The organism is Trueperella pyogenes (assembly GCF_001070855.1).
Lineage (GTDB): Bacteria > Actinomycetota > Actinomycetes > Actinomycetales > Actinomycetaceae > Pauljensenia > Pauljensenia pyogenes_A.
Window position 1 is genome coordinate 1 of sequence record NZ_JVLH01000008.1, and the last position, 17,949, is coordinate 17,949.

Consider the following 17,949-nt stretch of genomic DNA (forward strand, 5'->3'; position numbering starts at 1 on the left):
CCCCGCGGCTTTCACCGCTTAAAAGCGCTTAGACTCAGTGCTTGGAGACACTCACAGCGAGCTTCTCCCCTGCCTCAACCGACACGGACAATGCCAGAGTTTCGGAAGCAATCATGTCCTTCCAGGTCTCGACATCGCTCACATGCTCAGCCGGAACCGTCAGCGTCAGGTCGATGCGGTCCGCAATGTGCAGGCCAGCATTCTTACGCTCATCTTGGACGGCGCGAACGACATCGCGAGCGTAGCCCTCGGCCTCGAGCTCAGAGGTCAGCTCCGTATCGAGCACCACGAAGGTGCCCGAGGGCAGAACATCAGCAACCTGTCCTTCAGCGGCGTCCACAGAAGTGGAAACGGAGAACATGTCACCGGTCAACACCAGCGGCTTCCCATCCAACTCAACGGAAGCGAAGCGGCACTCGCCGTCCACGACCTCCCACTCACCGGACTTCTGAGCCTTGAACAGCTGGCTCGTCAGCTTACGAACAGCCGGATCAAAGGCGCGCGGGTTGAGCGAAAGCTCAGTGCGCACGCTCAGGCCCGAAGTTTCGGGAGAAGCGAAAACAACGGACTTGACGTTGACTTCGGAGGCAATAAGATCCGCAAAGGGCTCCAGTTCCTTGTGGTGCTCAGAGACAACCTGCAAGGACGCCAAAGGCTGGCGAACACGCAGCTGGTGGGTCTTACGCAGAGCGTGAGCAGCGGAGACGACGGAACGAACCTCGTCCATGGCCTCGACAAGCGCAGAGTCGGCCACGACCTCGGAAATCACGGGGAAGTCGACCAAGTGCACGGACTCTCCGCCCGTCAGACCGCGCCAGATCTCCTCGGAAAGCAACGGCAGCAAGGGGGCTGCCAGCTCCATGAGGGTCACCAAAGCGGTGTAGAGAGCATCGAATGCTGCACTGTCCTCATCCCAGAAACGCTGGCGCTGAGTACGCACGTACCAGTTGGTCAGAACATCCAGGTAGTCACGGATCGCGTCACAGGCACCGGCAACGTCATAGGCGTCTAGGGCATCGCGAGTATCCTCAGCCAAGGATCGCGTGTGAGCGAGCAGGTAGCGATCCATCTGGGGCAGCGCACCGACAACTGCCTGGTCCGATAGGTCAAGGCGCTTGGCCTCGTAGCCCGCTCCCCCGTTGCAGGCACCGGCGTAGAGCGTGAAGAAGTAGTAGGTGTTCCAAATAGGCAGGAGCACCTGACGAACCGTGTCACGGATCGACTCTTCCTTGACCATGAGGTTTCCACCGCGCACGACCGGGCTGGACATGAGGAACCAACGCATGGCATCGGAACCATACTTGTTGAAGACCTCGGCCACATCCGGGTAGTTACGTAGGGACTTGCTCATCTTCAGGCCGTCGTCACCCAGAACAATGCCGTGGGAGACGCAGGAGCGGAAAGCCGGGCGATCGAAGAGCGCGGTCGCAAGGACGTGCAGCGTATAGAACCAGCCGCGCGTCTGACCGATGTACTCGACAATGAAGTCGCCCGGGTAGTGGTTCTCGAACCACTCCTGGTTCTCGAAGGGGTAGTGAACCTGCGCGAAGGGCATGGATCCCGACTCAAACCAGCAGTCGAAGACATCGGAAATACGGCGCATCGTCGACTTGCCCGTCGGATCATCCGGGTTCGGGCGAGTGAGCGAATCAATGAAGGGACGGTGGAAGTCCGTGACCTTCACGCCGAAATCGGCCTCCAACTCTGCAACCGAGCCATAAACATCGGTGCGCGGATAGGCCGGATCATCCGATACCCACACGGGGATCGGCGCACCCCAGAAGCGGTTACGCGAAATCGACCAGTCACGAGCGCCCTCCAGCCACTTGCCGAAGATACCGTCCTTAATGTGGGCAGGGGTCCACGTGATCTCTTGGTTGAGCTCCACCATGCGATTGCGGATCTCGGTCACGCGCACGAACCATGAGGACACGGCCTTGTACATGAGGGGCTTGCGGCAGCGCCAGCAGTGCGGGTAGGAGTGGACGTAGGACTTTTCGCGAACCAGCACGGCGCGGATTTCGGGCGCGCGGCGCGCGATTGGTCCGCCCTGCTCACGCAGGTCTGCCACGACGTAGCGGTTCGCATCGAAGATCTGCATGCCCTCGTAATCGGGGACCTCCGAGGTGAAAACACCGCCCTCATCAATGGGCAGCACCACGCCGATACCGTATTCCATACAGGTCCACATATCGTCTTCACCGAATGCGGGAGCCTGGTGGACGAGGCCGGTACCATCCGTAGTCGTCACGTAGTCAGCGGCAATGATCGACCAGCCGTTCGGGCCGGGGGCACCGCCCTCTGCACGACGCTCGGGAGTATCAAAGAAGTCGTAGATCGGGTGGTAGTGCAGACCGACCAGTTCCGAGCCCTTATAGGTGGCGACGACCTGCGGGTCTTCGCCCAGTTCCTTGGCATAAGCACTGATCAGGTCAGAGGCGATCAGAACACGCTCGCCGGCAAGGACGCCCTCATGATCTGGCGCAACCTGAACCAGGGCGTAGTCGATCTGCGGACCGACAGCGATGGCCGAGTTCGAAGGAAGAGTCCACGGCGTGGTCGTCCAGATCAGTGCCAATTCGGGACGCTCGGAATCTTCGCGCAGCTTCTTTTCCAAGCGCAGGCCGACAGTCACGGTGTTATCAGTGCGATCCTGATACACATCGTCATCCATCTTGAGCTCGTGGTTGCTCAAGGGAGTGCGGTCATGCCAGCAGTACGGCAACACGCGGTACCCCTGGTAGGCAAGGCCCTTGTCATAAAGCTGCTTGAATGCCCACAAGACCGATTCCGTGTAGGACATATCCAAGGTCTTGTAGTCGTTATCAAAATCGACCCAACGAGCCTGGCGAGTAACGTACTCTTCCCATTCCTTGGTGTAGCGAAGCACGGAAGAACGGCAAGCTGCATTGAAGGCCTCGATACCGATTCCACCGGGTCGCGTGATCTCGGTGACGTCTTCGATTCCCAGCTGACGCTGCGCTTCAAGCTCTGCGGGCAGACCGTGGGTATCCCAACCGAAACGGCGCTCAACGTGGTGTCCGAGCATGGTCTGGTAGCGACCGACAACGTCCTTGATGTAGCCGGTCAGAAGGTGACCGTAGTGCGGGAGGCCGTTTGCAAAAGGCGGGCCGTCGTAGAACACGAATTCGTTCTGACCACCCTTACCGGCGGGACGGCGGGTAATGGATTTACGGAAGGTGTCATCAGCGGCCCAGAAAGCCAGGGTCTGTCCTTCCATCTGAGGGAAGGACGGGCTTGGATCCACTTGCTCATCGCGATGGCGCGGGTAGAAGCCGTGCTTCGTCATGTTTCGTCCTTGTGTCGCAGGTCCACAGGGACGAGGATCAGCGTTGCCGATTCCCGCGGTACCACCCCGCTTGCTACGCGCTGCGTAGCCGCTCATTAACAGCTGTGACGGGCTTACCCGTTCGGTTCTACTGGGACGCTGTGAATTACCGCGCCCGTTCTTCCGAATGCTCCCCGGTGATTCCTACAGATGTAGCCGGATCAACACCTGTTCCAGTCTACGCAAGTCGTGCACACATGGCATGTTCATCTCGCTGTCGGCACAAAAATGAGATCAGCATCGCGATAGAGTTAACGATGTATGCACAGCCACGCAACAAGGAAGGAGGCACATGGACATTTCCCGACCTTCGACGGCCGTTACAGCGGTTGTATGCCTTGCTTTGGTGTGTGCCTACCGCTTTCAAGAGGCATTGACTGCTGCGGGGATCCCAATTTCCCGCATGATTGCAATCTTTTCGGGGATCACCCTTCAGTCTTTACCTTTCTTAGCCATCAGCTCCCTCATTGCCGCTGCGATTGAGGTGTTTCTTTCCCCTCGCCAGCTTGCGCGCCTCTTCCCACGAGGCCGCATTGCCGGTTGCGTCATTGCTTTCGCCTATTCCGCGCTTCTTCCCGTCTGCGATTGTTCAACCGTTCCTCTTGTACGTACCCTGCTGCGCAGAGGCGTTCCTCCGCGCACTGTTTTCATCATTCTTTTTGCGGCGCCATCCATCAACCCGCTTGTCTTGTTTTCAACGTGGTACGCCTTTGGCCCATCACTGAAAGCGGTATCGCTCCGCGTGACGGCAGCCGTCATCTGCACCATGACAATTGCTCTTTTACTCAGCATCCGTATGCCGTCTCTGACGGCGGTTTTGCGTCAGAGCGATTCGGACGACTCCTGTGAGTGTTCACATGGTTGCGGAGCCCACGCGGCGCACGCTACGCGAGGGCGCTTTTCTTCATTTTCTTCCGCGTCTGCCTCAGCCTTCCTGCGCGTCGTGCCCTATATGTTGATCGGAGCCGCGCTCTCCAGCCTCATCCAAGGGCTTCTCCCTGCTGGGTTTATCACGGGACATACTTCCTCATATGTCTCCATTGCCGTCGCAATGTTGATGGCTTTTGTTCTCTCTCAGTGTTCATCATCCGATGCGATCGTGGCGCGGAGCATGACAAGTTTGCTTCCCCCCGGCGCGCTCATGACATTCATGCTCATGGGCCCCATGCTTGATGTGAAGAACGTCTTCATGTTGTCAGCCGTTTTCTCGACGCGCTTTACTCTTCGTATCTGCGCAACCATCACCGCAGTTGTTGCGCTGGCCGGTCTTGTCTTGACCTGGTGGGGCTTGGGAGGTGCATTGTGAGAACACGCGCTTTGATCTTTGTCCTGGCTGCAGTGAGCTTAGGCTTCCTCTTCCTTTCGAGGCGATGGGTCTATTTCTTCCCGCCTCGTTTCCTTCCACTCATCATTTTCTTGTGTGTCGTCTTCGCCGTGTGGGCCGTTGTCGACCTTTTTGCACGTCGGCAGGAAAAACATACTCACCGAACACGCGCGAATGCGGTATATCTTCTCATCCCTGTCATTGCATGGTGCTTGCCTTTTTCTCTGGCCCCCTCGAGTTTCCTTGGGTCAACGAGCTCAGCGAGTGCTATTTCACCGACGCCCATCCCTTCATCTTCAGATGTTTCTTCCGCAGCACAGTTCCACGCCGACCGCGTGATCGACACGAACAATTACTACGAGAGCGTCATCGATATGGTGACCCACCCCGATCAGTGGGATGGCAAAACAATCGAGGTATCTGGCTTCGTTTTACCCAAAGACAAAGCCTCCTCGGAGGCAGGGATGCCGCCATTCGGTCCAGATGACAGCTTCGGCTTATCCCGGATGACCATGTGGTGCTGCGCAGCCGATGCTTACGCCTTGGGTTTTGCCGTGAATAACACAACCTCATTCGCGCCGCAGGCTGATCAATGGGTTCGCATCCAAGGAACCTTGGAAGTTCGTAATTCAAAAGCTCTCTATCTGAAAGCGACGAGCATTACTCCGATTAAACCGCCCGATACCCCCTTCGTCTACGAAAAGAAGTAGGGGTGCCCAGACGCCATGGCGGCGACGAGCACCCCTACCAGGAGTTCCTCATTACTTAGACGAGGAATCAGAATTCTGGGAGCCAGAGTTTTGAGAGGAATTCTCTGCTGCCTTCTTCTTTGCAGTTGAGTCCTCAGACCCCTTCTTCGAGGAGCCATTCTGAGCGCCGGGGCCACCCTGACCACCGGGCATACCTTGTCCGCCCGGGCCGCCCTGACCACCGGGCATACCTTGTCCGCCCGGGCCGCCCTGACCGCCAGGCATCCCCTGCTGACCATTCTGTCCCTGCTGACCGCCAGGCATACCTTGCCCACCGGGGCCGCCCTGACCTTGCTGACCGCCGGGACCACCCTGACCGCCAGGCATACCCTGCTGACCATTCTGACCACCGGGCATACCTTGTCCGCCCGGGCCGCCCTGGCCTTGCTGACCTCCCGGACCGCCTTGGCCCGGCTGTCCGGGCACCGCCTGCGATTGCTGCGTCGGAGCCGGAGAGGCCACCGAACTTGTTGCCCAACCTGCGCCAAAACCTGCAACCAAGAAAGCCGCTGCAGCACCGGCGGCTACTGCCTTCTTCTTCCACGAGGGCTTTGCTGAGGCCTCGCGAGAGACAACCTCATCAGCGGGAAGCCAAGCACCTTCATAGGTTCCATCTTCCTTCTGATAGGCCACGTTCACATAGGTCGTCTTGTCGGCATGAGCATCACGTGCCTGTGCATCCTGGGCCTGAGTCTCGATGACTCGAGTCTCGTCCAGGTGGTCCTTGTTCATATCTTCTGCACTCATGTGCGTTCCTTTCCTCTGGGGCATCCGCCCTGTTGTCTTGGTCTTCAAGGTATGGACCACCTCTATGTCTGTTTTATGTTGCACCTGAGGTTTTCCTGTGAGGAGGGAGAGATTTTTTATGACACAGCTCACAGAAATTAATTTTGTCCACGCCACCGCCCAAAATTCACTCGGCGATAGCGTGTAAGTGCCTCAAAGATGAGGCATCACGGATCAATCCGATGAGTTCATTCCTCTCCCCTTTTAGGACGGATCTCATGTCAACCTCACGTACGGCAGTTCCGTTGACCGAAGCCCAACGTCGGGCGCGGAAATACGCCACTTTCCTTGCACTCATTGCAACCTTGGGCCCCTTCTTCTACGGATTCGAAGGAATGGTCCTTAACGCCGCAATTAAAGCCGTCGGCACCACCTTCCACCTCGGCCCATTCCTGCAGGGCGTTGCCGGCGCAGCCGGTGTTATCGGCGGCCTTATTGGCGCACTTGGAGCGGGACGCATTTCCGACAAGATCGGGCGTAAAACAACCCTGATGTGGGTTGGTCCCTTCCTTCTCTTCGAAGCACTCCTTGGCCCCCTCTCCCCGCTTTTGGGAGGCTTTGGATACCCCTTCCTTCTCCTCACCCGCATTGTCGGCGGCATTGGTTTTGGCGCAGCAACCACCGTTGCACCCGGGTACGTCGCAGAAATTGCACCGGCTGACATCCGAGGCCGCCTGATTGGCTTCCGTCAGCTGGCCATCATCCTCGGTCTTTTCTTCGCCGGCCTCATCAATATGGGGGTCGTACGCCTGACCGGTGGCGCAGCCAAGCCCGCCTTCTGGGGACTGCAGACTTGGCAGGTGCTTTTCGCATGCCTCATCATCCCCGCTCTCCTCTTCGTCATCTTTACGGCACAGATTCCAGAGTCGCCTCGTTACCTGGTTTCGGTCGGAAAGACCGCAGAAGCTGGGGCTGTCCTTGCAAAGGTCAGCGGTGAAGACGATCCCGCAGCACGCGTCAAGGCAATCGCCGCTTCAATGGAAGAGACTGGCGGACGCAAGCTCAGCATTAGCGAAATCTTCTCCTCGAAGTGGCGCGGGCTGGTCCTGGTTGGCATGATGATCGCCGCATTCCAACAGCTCACGGGCATCAACGGCGTCTTCTTCTACTCAAACTCGCTCTTCGCAGCAGTTGGATTCAACGAATCGATGGCACTGCAACAGACCCTGCTCATCACGGGCTTTAAGATCGTCGGTGTTGTCTCCGGCATCCTTCTTGTCGACCATGTGGGACGCAAGCGGATGCTGATCTACGGAGGCACCCTGATCTTCGTATCCCTTGGAGTCGTTGCAACCGTCTTCACCCTGGCACCCGTTGTCGATGGAAAGCCCGACGTTGCAGACAACCCGGTCTTGGCATTCCTCGCCGTCGCAGCACTGTGCACCTTCCTGCTGGGCTTCACTTCCTCGTGGGGACCGATCTTCTCGATCGTCATGGGTGAAATGTTCCCCAATTCGATTCGCGGTGGCGCAATGTCCATGGCCTCGGGAGCAGACTTCTTCGTCAACTTCCTTGTCGTTTTGCTCTTCCCATTCCTGATCTCGTGGTCGCCGGCCGGCACTTACTGGATTTACTGCGCATTTGGTGTCTTGGCAGTCATCTTCACCGCAAAGTATCTGAAGGAGACCACTGGTACCGAACTCGAAGATATGGACAAACTCGCTGCTTCCAAGAAGTGAAAGGACCATCATGTCTGACACATACGAACGCTCCAGCGACATCCCGGATAATGTCCGCAATGTCCTAGTCATTATGACGGACCAGCATCGCACGGATACGATCGGCTGCCTAGGCAACCCTCACGCTCAAACCCCCGTCATTGACGAGATGGGACGCAACGGTTTCGCCTTCACCAACTGCTTTACTCCCACTGCGATCTGCACACCCGCACGCGCCTCACTGCTGACGGGAAAGCGCCCCGGAAAGCACCTGGTGCTGGCCAATCCTGAATGGAACATTGCCTACCAGACGATGATCCCTCTTGGTACTTGGACCTACACTCAGGCACTTCGGGATGCTGGCTACAACGTTGGCATCGTCGGAAAGTATCACTGCGGGGCGAACCTCCCCGACAAGTTCGGTGCCGACGACGACACCTATTGGGGCGCTGAAAACCCCGTTGCCAACGAAAAGTACGTCGCTTGGCTCAACGAACACGGCCTTCCACCAGTTCGCGCCCATGACTTCTGGCGAGGAAAGCTCCCAGGAGGCCGCGACGGACACATCATTGCAGCACGCCTCGAGCAACCAGAAGAAGCGACCTTCGAGCGTTTCTTGGCTGATCGCGCGATTGAGAAGCTTCGCGAATATGCAGCCGATTGGAAGGAAAACGGACAGCCTTTCAGCTTGGACGTCCACTTCTTTGGCCCGCATCTTCCCTACTTCCTCCCCGATGAATGGTTCGATTTGATCGATCCGAACGATGTCACCTTGCCCGAAAACTTCGGTGACTCACTCATCGGTAAGCCGCAGATCCAGCAGAACTACGCGACTTACTGGTCAACATCGTCCTTCGATAACGATCAGTGGAAGAAGCTCATCGCTGTCTACTGGGGATACGTGGCCATGATTGATTTCGAAATTGGTCGAATCATGGATGTGGCGCGCGAACTGGGAATTCTCGATGACACCGCAGTCTTCTTCTGCGCAGACCACGGGGAATTCACCGGCTCCCACCGGCTGAATGACAAGGGACCGATGATGTACGACGACATCTACAACGTCCCCTTCATCGCACATATCCCCGGTGTTTCCGCGGTCGGCCAATCCGATGCCTTCGTGTCTTTGATTGACCTTCCTGCAACTGTCCTCGACATCGCTGGACTTGACCCGGCATTGGTCGAAGACGGACGCTCGATCGTTGATCTCACGAGAGGCGAGGACGTGCCCGGTTGGCGTGAAGACATTGTCTGCGAATTCCACGGGCATCACTTCCCGCTGCAACAGCGAATGCTGCGCACAAAGGAATTCAAACTTGTCATCTCACCGGAGTCCATCAATGAGCTCTACGATTTGAGAGTTGATCCTGCAGAGATGAACAATGTATACACGGTGCCCGTCTACGACGACATTCGCCGTGAACTCGCAACGAACCTATACCTCCAACTCCGCGAGCGCGGAGACCACTCCTTCGCGAAGTGGATGGCGGCCATGACGGATTTTGATATTCCGCTGGTCAACACCGCTCGAAGCGATCTCGACGAGGTCATGGGTAAGTAACACACCATCCGGTGTGGGCCTTCCGGGGCGTGCGGGAGGCCCACACCACACAACATCGAAGGAGAGGACATGGACTACGATCTTCACGCCGCCGTGCCCTCTTTGGAAGACCAGATCACCAGTTATCTTGGTGAAAATCCCCCTTCCTCGCGCTCACAGCTGTGCGAAGCTCTTGACGTTTCGAGAACAACGCTCGGGCGCGCAATCAAAAAACTCATCGATGCTCACGCCGTCATCTCTTTCAAGGGCGATGACCGAACGGGGGCGGGTCGCCCAACGACTCTTTTCACATCGGCGCGCTTGTGCGCATACTCGGTTGGCATTGTGATCAGCCGAGCCTCTTTCGCTGGGGTTTTACTCAATCGAGGCGGCGATGTTCTCATTGCACAATCAGTACCCGCCTCACGTCCCATTAATTATCTTGAAGCACTTGACGCCATGGGAGCGATGCTCCTCGAGCGCGCACAGACGCGCGGCATCATCACTGACTACGTGAGTACCATCGGGATCGGTCTGCCCGTCCCCATGGGGTCAAATATTTCCCACTCACCCCATTCCCCCTACCCCAGCCGCAAAAGCGTTATCGATACCATTTCACGCCGCTGGAAAGGGAATATCCTCATTGATACAACTGCCCGCCTTTCTGCCCTGAGTGAGGCGTTATGGGGAGCGGGACAGGGGTATCCATCAATCCTCTACGTTCGACTTTCCAACGGTATCGGCGCCAGCCTGGTGATTTCCTATCGCCTATCGGGTGGAGACTTTGGCTTCACAGGGGAATTGGGGCATATGCGCGTTCCGAACGTGCACACCCCATGTACATGCGGGAAAGAGGGGTGTCTAGAAACCCTCGCCTCTATTCCCTCGCTCTGCGCCCAGTGCGATGTCTCTTCTTTGAGCGAATTGGCGACCAAAGTGAACAATCGGGATTCCCGAACACTAGAGATCCTCGAACACGCGATGGGTGCAGTCGGTGCCTGTTGTGCAAACGCTGCCCTGCTCATCAACCCTCGAGCGATCATTGTCGCCGGGGAACTTCCCGAGGCGATCCCCCAGGTCTCCGATATGATTGCTCACGGCCTCGAGAGCGAATTAATTCCCGCAATGAAGTGGCACATCGATGTCGTCCGCGCCGAGCTTGGCCCACTTGCTGGGGCCCAGGCCGCGGCCTACGCATCCCAAACCACGGCCTCGTCGATCAAGAAGGAAAGCGAAGGGACCCGATGACGCATTCCCCCGCCCTCACGCTTCCCTTCTCGGTTGTTGCCAAACCAACGGGAGCCGCCTGCAACCTTGACTGCCAGTACTGCTTCTTCCTTTCGAAGGAACTGCTTTACGATCAAAAACGACAGTCAATGAGCGAAGAAACTCTCGAGACGTACGTCAAGAATTTTCTATCAGCCAGCCTCGACGGAGAAGTCACCATGCTCTGGCAGGGAGGTGAGCCGACTTTGCGCGGCCTACCTTTTTTCGAGCACCTCATTGAGCTGTGCGAAAAGTATCGTCGTCCCACCCAAGAGGTCCGCCATGCCATCCAAACCAATGGGACACTCGTTACGCCATCATGGGCCAGTTTTTTCAAGGAACACAATTTCCTTGTCGGTATCTCTATCGATGGCCCGGCTCCTCTTCACGATGCCTATCGCCTGAACCGTGGCGGGCATGGAACGCACTCGATGGTGATTCGCGGGTGGGAACACCTGCGTAACGCCGATGTTGACACCAATATCTTGTGCACAGTCCACGCTGCTAACGAAAACCACGGCCTTGAGGTCTACCGCTATTTCCGAGATGAACTCGGAGCGCAGTACATGCAATTTATCCCCATCGTCGAACGCGTTCCTCGCGAGCACCTGCGCCAAGCCGAACTCGGGTGGAGAAGTGGAAGCTCGGCACTCCTCTACCGCCAAGACGGAGACTGCGTGACCTCACGTTCCACTTCACCGGAAGGGTACGGAAACTTCCTCTGCGCAATTTTTGATGAGTGGGTCTACTCTGACGTGGGCTCCGTCTTCGTACAAGATTTCGATTCCTCGATCTCTGCACTCTTTGGTTCAGCAAGCGTATGTGTCCACGCACCATCATGTGGGGCGAATATGGCGATGGAGTTTAACGGGGATGTCTACGCCTGCGATCACTGGGTTGAGCCCGAGTGGCTTGTCGGCAACATTGCGCAAACTGATTTCCCGACCCTTGCGACTTCGGAAAAGATGCGTGCTTTTGATACGAAGAAGCAAGATCTGGATGATGAATGCTGGAAGTGTCCCTTCCTGCGTTTATGCTGGGGTGGATGTCCAAAAGACCGTTTCATCGCGACCGATTCTGGGCCTTCGCACAATTACCTCTGCCAGGGATACCGGCATTTCTATTCCCATGCTCTCCCCTACTTCAAAGCGATGGCCTTCTTGATCTCGCGCGGCGCAAGCGCTGATCAAATCATGGATCCAAGCATTGCTCATTCACTAGGACTCACACCCCCGATCAAGGAGGATCACGGTGCTCATTGAGGCGGCAATCGTCGGCATCGGCATTGGCATTGTTGTTGGAGCGCTAGGGGCCGGTGGCGGAATTCTCTCTGTTCCCGTCTTGGTGTATCTCTTGGGTCAAAATCCGCATCAAGCTGCGACATTGTCGCTCATCATCGTCGGTGCGACCGCATGCGTTTCATTGGTGACCCGCGCGCCCAGCGGCCACGTTGATTGGAAGCACGGAAGCCTTTTTGCCTTCGCGGGGATTGTTGGCACCTGGGGTGGTTCTGCCCTTAATCCTTTGGTCTCAGCACGCACGCTCATGCTGGAGTTTTGTATTCTTCTGGCATTTGTCGCGGTATTCATGGTGCACAAACAGTTGCGTGCCCGCGCTGACGCTTCCCCTTCGTCGATTGACGAGGCCGCACCCGAGGATTCCCCACGCTCGCTTGCGTCGACGCTTAAGAAGGCAGCCCTCGTGCTTCTTCTCGCTAGCTTGACCGGTTTTCTCACCGGTTTCTTTGGTGTCGGCGGGGGTTTCGCTATCGTTCCTGTGCTTCACCTTGTTCTGCGCTACCCAATGAAAAAAGCATCCGCGACGTCCCTGCTGATCATGCTCATTACGGCAGTGTTCGGCTTGGCTTCGCGTGCACTGGGTGGAACCTTGGATATCAGTGCCGAGGCCGGGGTGATGGTTGCATGCTTCGCTGCGGCCTCGATGTGCGGAGGCGTTATCGGAGCACGCCTTACTCGAAGGGTAAGCTCGACCGCACTAGCCTGGGCATTCATTGTTCTTTTGCTCGCAGTTGCAAGCGTGAGCGCTTACGCCACGCTACGCGCATAACTAACAAATCAAAGAGAGCGACCGCGACCTGCAACGTCTGTTCTAGGCCTCGGGCGCACTTCGAGCCACAAGAGTATTCGTCGCCTGCGCAACCGGGCGAACGATCATCGAATCGATATTGACGTGACGTGGGCGCTCCAGGGTCCACACGATCGCCTCGGCGATGTCCTCGGCAATAAGCGGCTGGGCGACGCCATCGTAGACGCGGTCAGCAGCTTCTTGGGAACCCAGTCGGTTGAGAGAAAACTCTTTAGTCCGCACCATACCTGGGGCAATTTCGATCACACGCACGGGTTCGCCCACCAATTCTTGGCGCAAAGTATTCGCGATGACGCGTTCAGCATGCTTAGCTGCAACGTAGCCACCGCCTCCCGGATAGGTGTCGTGGGCGGCGGTCGAGGTCAGGAAGACAAGGTCGCCTCCCCGCTCGCGCATCGAGGGGAGAAATGCGCGCGTGCAATGCAAAGCCGTGAGGACATTGCACTCAAACATTGCGCTCCACCTTGCAGGATCTGCGTCAGCGACCCGATCAACACCGATAGCTCCACCGGCGTTATTCACCAGCGCATCAACGGGGCCGCCTTTCAAGACGTGCGCAGCCATCTCTTCCACCTGCGCATAGTCACTAAGGTCAGCTGCCCAATACTCGCAACCAATCTCATCGGCAAGGGCCTCTAGTCGCTCGCGGCGTCGAGCTACGGCAACGACCTGCCATCCATGTTCAGCCAGAAGACGGGCGGTTGCTTCCCCGATTCCACTGGAGGCTCCTGTGACAACAACACGGCGAGAGGTACTCATGGGGTAACAGTAATATCCCCGGGGGCGCATCGTCTGCGCGCCGCCCGGGGATACTCTTTAAATCTCAGCCTTCGGGAAGACCGTAGGCCTTGTGAAGCAGCCAAATCGGGTGAACAACATTCGCACCCGTTGCAGTACGGATCTGCCAACGGCAGGTTTCGGTATCGCACGCCGCAAGCTCGACATTGACCTGCTTAACGAAGTCAAACACGGGCTTTCCAACCGCCTGAGCGATCGCGTACTTTTCTTTCTTCATTCCGTAGGTTCCAGCAATGCCACAGCAGGGCTGTTGGGATTCCTTCACCGTTACACCGGGGATCAGGCTCATAAGCTCAACGGCAGGCATACCTAGACCTTGAGACTTGAGCTGGCAGGGTGCGTGGTACGGAATGGTGACATCGATGCGCTGCATATCCATGTCAAGCTCCCCACGATCGTAAAGATCAATAAGGAACTCGCAGATATCCCAGGTACGTGAGGCAACATCGCGGAGCTCGGGGGTATCCATTCCCAAAATATCGTGAGCTTCGTGACGGAGCATGCCACCACAGGAACCTGAGGAAGAAATGATCGGCGCATCGCGGTTTGCCTTGCGCAAGTCGTTCGTCAGGCGCGAGACATACTTTCGCGATTCGTCGTAGAGGCCATTGGACTGAAGAGCCAGACCACAGCAGCCGTGGTGCGGGACCAGAACTTCGTAGCCCAGGTGCTCTAGGACCAAGACGGAGTGGATGGAGGTTTCGACCTCAAAGTATTGGCCGGCGCATCCATGGAAGAAGATGACCTGTCCCTTTGTGCCTGACTCAGGAAGCGGGGTGTGCTTCTTGAACCAGCTTTCGAAAGTGCGTCCATATGCGCGAGGCATGGGAGCGTTGCGGTCAACACCGATGACCTTTTCCATCGCGACACGAATTGGCTTCACGTCCAGTGCCCAGTTTGCAATAGGCGCAAAAGGAGTCATGACGGAGCCGATCAGGCCGGTACGACCAATCAGCTGGTCACGAAGCGGGATCCCCTGCTTCTTCTTCATGTCGGTACGCGCATGGTGGATCATCTCAGTGACCTTCACGCCCTGCGGGCACACCAGCGAGCAGGTACCACATGAGGAGCAGTAGTCAATCGAGTGGTCGACAATGTGCCCATCTTTGCGATAGCGCTCAGATTGCGGTCCAGAGTACTTGGGGCCAGCGAAAAGATCTGTCACGCGCATGACCGGGCATTGCGTTTCGCAAATCGTGCACTTCACGCAGGCATCCAGGGTTGATCGAAGGCCAAATTCGCCTCCGTTAATCCCCAGAACGTCACTTTCTTCGACGCTGGGTGCCATTTCCAGGCTCATTGAAGTTCCTCCACAATCGAATCCGCTGCGCGCAGCGCACTTGCCAGTGCAATTCCGTCACCGGACTTTTCCTTCCAACGGGTTGCACCGCTCAGGTTTCCGCCGGCCGCGTACACATTGGCGTACACGGGGCCCGCGCCAGGAGTGCACACACGCATGTGCTCATCAACATCAAAGCCAACCTTGAAAAGAGGCTGTTCGCTTCCCCAAAAATCACCATTCAGCAAGGTGGTATCGACACCGGTCAGCGGAAGGCCCATTACGGTATCACTGACGTTACCGTAAGAATCAATCTCCAGAGCACCGGACTCAAAACCACCGGCTGCAAGGACCAGAGTCTTCGTTTCAATGGTGCGCGGGTGTCCAGCGGTTGAAATGGTCACGCTGCGCAGTCGGTCGCCATCGGCCTCGTAAGAAACCAACGACGATCCCAGCATGACACGGCAGTTCGCCTTCGCAATCTCAGTGAGCTCCTGATTGAGGCGCATCCCGGGAACCGACGGCGGTTGCAAAATGATCTCAAAGACGGGATGACCGAGCATCTCCTGGATGTCTTTCCAAGCAGTCGGATCATTAAGCCCTAATACGGCAGGAAGACCAACCGTTTCACCGGGGCGAACGATCTGCTTGAGCAGTTCAACCAAGCGAACGCGGTTTTCTTTCAGATCGAGCGCACGGGCAAAGTTGGTTCCCGTTATGTCGCGTTCTTCACCGCGGACGTCCAAATCAACGTACGCAGATCGCGCCGAAATCGGATTACCGTTTGCATCCTTTTGCAAGCGAAGATTCTCTGCTGCCAGTGCCGGGTAGAAGTCCTTGAGTCGGTTGAAACCGACAATCAGAAATTCCTGGCCAACCGGGATTCCAGCCTCCATCGAAGGCTGATACAACGCAGTGGGACGCAGTGCACCGAGTGCAGTTGGGATGCGAACGTTATGATCAAGCGATCCGACAAGGAGTTCAGGGCCAAGAAGTTCACGGATCCATTCGAAGGATTGCGCAACCGAATCCACGCCAAGTCGAGCATAGGGGTGCTCCGGACGTTCATTGGCCAGGTTCTCAATGGCCTCTAAGGGATGCTGAACGAACTCGGGGGCATACCCAAGGGCGTCGATTGTTCCCTGTCCCAGTTGAAGTCCACCAATTCCCTTGGTGACAAGAGTAACCTTCGCTCCGCGCTGTGCCAGTCGGATGCTGGCAGCAAGACCGGCAAGGCCCGCTCCGATAACGACTGCGTCACGCATGAGTATGACCTTCCTTCTCTTCCCCAGCTGTGGGGTTTTCTTCCTCGCCTTCAAGGGCATCCCAGTATTCACATTCACGCGGAACCGCCTCAGGGGTGGTCGGCAAATGTTCGACGTCAAGAGTTCCTTCGTGGATCCAGTTATCCAAGGCTGCCTGACGCGCCTGCTTTCCGAAGAGGATCGGCCACAAACCAATCCAACGGTTCTTCAGGAACAAACGAAGCAATTCGTTCGCGCGAGGGGCATCAATATCGCCGCGTTCATGTGCAATTCCTGCGCTGCGCTGCGAGCAGAAGCCACCTTGGCAGGGTCCCATTCCCAAGCGAATCTGACGACGGACGTCGTCAAGCTGGCCTCCGGGAAGCGCATCCATGGTGCGTTCAAGCATCTCGCGGGTGACAAGCTCGCACTCACAGATAATCTCTTCGCTGGAAGGTGACTTTCCGTGGTGTTCGACTTCGTCGAGGCGGTGGCCGATGTAGTAGTTCGACTTTCCTTCTGCCTCGGGAACAGCTTCTTCCGCTGTACGACAGGGGCGATCCTCGCCCATCTGCTGACACATGATGTCAACGATGCGTTCAGCCATGAGGCGGTAGGTCGTGAGCTTGCCGCCGGCAATAGTCAAGATGCCATCAACGCCGTCGCGGTTCAGGTGGTCGACAACGTGCATTCCACGTGCCATGTGGCGGGTATCCGACTCAGAGACACGACTGTCCTTAATCAGCGGCCGCGCGCCTGCCCATGCGTGAAGAGCACGCGATTGACGGAAGCCTGGAATCAATGCTTCACCGGCATCGAGCATTTGCTGAACCTGGTCGGCAAGAATCGGAAGCTTATCCGGATCTTCAGCCTTAAGGTCCGTCGTACCGATAATGCACACCGGGTGGACCGGAACCAGGATGTCGCCGTCTGCGGGCCAGATACAACGGTTAATAACTGTCTGTGAGAGGCGGTGATTCATTGCGATCATGATTCCCGCACCGGGGACAACCTCAACGCCGTGGCAGTCAGCAAGAGCAGCGATCTGTCCCGCCCAAGGACCACCGCAGTTCAAAACGAAGGAGCAATCGATGCGGATGTCTTCGCCGGTTCGTTCATCACGCGCAAAAACCGCTTCGATGCGATCATCTGAGCGCTGAATTCCGGTTGCTCGCGTGTAGGTAAGGATCTGAGCACCATAGGCAATAGCGGAGCGAGCTGCGCCCCATGTCATACGCCACCCGTCAACGGTTCCATCTTCAACCGCAAAAGCCCTCTTGAGGTGGGGGTCCAGTCGGGGTTCACGGCGCAGGGCCTCGGCGGGAGAAATCTCTTCGGCGGGAACGTGGGCTGCTCGTGCGCGCTCAAGGAAGAGATCTGCGTATTCCTCATCATCGGCGGATGTCGTGACGAAAAGGCCGCCTGTCCTTTCAACGGCATCGGCATTAATACGCGAGACAATTGCGTTCTCTTCGGCGCATTCGGTTGCTGATTCCGGATCGGATGCGATGTAGCGTCCACCGGAGTGGAGCAGGCCGTGGTAGCGACCTGAGGTTCCTTGAGCCATGTCAGCTCGGTCAAGAAGTATCGCGCGGAATCCGCGCATTGCAACATCGCGGACAACGCCGGCGCCGGTTGAGCCGCCGCCAATGACTACGACATCGGTCTCCATCGTCCTCATAGCGTTCGCTGTTCCTTAATTCTGTTTGAGCTTATGTACCACTTAAATCATTACTCTTTTCGAGTCTCTGCACATCCGCCCACACCGTTTTGCACATATGTGCAGATGGGGGTGCTTGCCATGTAATCATTCACAGGAAACTTAGGTATCCCTAAACATTAGGGGGTGC

General features: G+C 57.0%; 13 protein-coding genes. 7 read left to right on the forward strand and 6 right to left on the reverse strand.

All coding sequences use genetic code 11. The annotated features are described in order from the left end of the window. Positions 1-34 precede the first annotated feature (34 nt). The gene (gene ileS / locus ADG72_RS02850) at positions 35-3,310 is read right to left on the reverse strand and encodes an isoleucine--tRNA ligase (RefSeq protein ID WP_048712098.1); all 3,276 of its coding nucleotides are present in this window, start codon (positions 3,308-3,310) and stop codon (positions 35-37) included. A 331-nt stretch (positions 3,311-3,641) separates the two neighbouring features. Between ileS and ADG72_RS02855 the strand changes: the two genes are divergently transcribed. Continuing rightward, a complete protein-coding gene (locus ADG72_RS02855; RefSeq protein ID WP_048712100.1) occupies positions 3,642-4,655 on the forward strand; it encodes a permease in 1,014 nt (337 codons plus the stop codon). Continuing rightward, the gene (locus ADG72_RS02860) at positions 4,652-5,383 is read left to right on the forward strand and encodes a TIGR03943 family putative permease subunit (RefSeq protein ID WP_048712101.1); all 732 of its coding nucleotides are present in this window, start codon (positions 4,652-4,654) and stop codon (positions 5,381-5,383) included. Before ADG72_RS02855 ends, ADG72_RS02860 begins: the two co-directional genes overlap by 4 nt. A 51-nt stretch (positions 5,384-5,434) precedes the next feature. Here ADG72_RS02860 and ADG72_RS02865 read toward each other — a convergent pair whose 3' ends face one another. Further along, positions 5,435-6,169, reverse strand: coding sequence for a hypothetical protein (locus ADG72_RS02865; RefSeq protein WP_080978641.1), 735 nt, complete (start codon positions 6,167-6,169; stop codon positions 5,435-5,437). Positions 6,170-6,426: 257 nt separating this feature from the next. Here ADG72_RS02865 and ADG72_RS02870 point away from each other — a divergent pair, with 257 nt between their 5' ends. The 5 genes from ADG72_RS02870 to ADG72_RS02890 all read left to right on the forward strand — a co-directional run bounded on the left by ADG72_RS02870 (position 6,427) and on the right by ADG72_RS02890 (position 12,739). Continuing rightward, positions 6,427-7,887: a sugar porter family MFS transporter gene (locus ADG72_RS02870; RefSeq protein WP_065427146.1), complete on the forward strand. Its 1,461-nt coding sequence runs from the start codon at positions 6,427-6,429 to the stop codon at positions 7,885-7,887. 10 nt (positions 7,888-7,897) lie between these two features. Next, the gene (locus ADG72_RS02875) at positions 7,898-9,427 is read left to right on the forward strand and encodes a sulfatase-like hydrolase/transferase (RefSeq protein ID WP_009748030.1); all 1,530 of its coding nucleotides are present in this window, start codon (positions 7,898-7,900) and stop codon (positions 9,425-9,427) included. 69 nt (positions 9,428-9,496) lie between these two features. Then, on the forward strand, positions 9,497-10,654 hold the full coding sequence (locus ADG72_RS02880) for an ROK family protein (protein WP_048712106.1): 1,158 nt from the start codon (positions 9,497-9,499) through the stop codon (positions 10,652-10,654). Next, a complete protein-coding gene (locus ADG72_RS02885) occupies positions 10,651-11,934 on the forward strand; it encodes an anaerobic sulfatase maturase (protein WP_048712108.1) in 1,284 nt (427 codons plus the stop codon). The genes ADG72_RS02880 and ADG72_RS02885 overlap by 4 nt, the downstream gene beginning before the upstream one ends. Then, a complete protein-coding gene (locus ADG72_RS02890; protein WP_048712110.1) occupies positions 11,924-12,739 on the forward strand; it encodes a sulfite exporter TauE/SafE family protein in 816 nt (271 codons plus the stop codon). Before ADG72_RS02885 ends, ADG72_RS02890 begins: the two co-directional genes overlap by 11 nt. Positions 12,740-12,781: 42 nt before the next feature. On the opposite strand, the gene ADG72_RS02895 is transcribed toward ADG72_RS02890, so the two are convergent. The 4 genes from ADG72_RS02895 to glpA all read right to left on the reverse strand — a co-directional run bounded on the left by ADG72_RS02895 (position 12,782) and on the right by glpA (position 17,780). Continuing rightward, complete coding sequence (locus ADG72_RS02895) at positions 12,782-13,537, reverse strand: SDR family NAD(P)-dependent oxidoreductase (protein WP_048712112.1); 756 nt, start codon at positions 13,535-13,537, stop codon at positions 12,782-12,784. A gap of 64 nt (positions 13,538-13,601) precedes the next feature. Then, a complete protein-coding gene (locus ADG72_RS02900; RefSeq protein WP_048712114.1) occupies positions 13,602-14,876 on the reverse strand; it encodes an anaerobic glycerol-3-phosphate dehydrogenase subunit C in 1,275 nt (424 codons plus the stop codon). Further along, positions 14,873-16,120 (reverse strand): glycerol-3-phosphate dehydrogenase subunit GlpB, encoded by a 1,248-nt coding sequence (glpB, locus tag ADG72_RS02905; RefSeq protein WP_048712116.1) that lies wholly within the window; start codon positions 16,118-16,120, stop codon positions 14,873-14,875. The genes ADG72_RS02900 and glpB overlap by 4 nt, the downstream gene beginning before the upstream one ends. Next, positions 16,113-17,780, reverse strand: coding sequence for an anaerobic glycerol-3-phosphate dehydrogenase subunit GlpA (gene glpA / locus ADG72_RS02910; protein WP_048712117.1), 1,668 nt, complete (start codon positions 17,778-17,780; stop codon positions 16,113-16,115). Before glpA ends, glpB begins: the two co-directional genes overlap by 8 nt. Between the last annotated feature and the right edge of the window lie 169 nt (positions 17,781-17,949).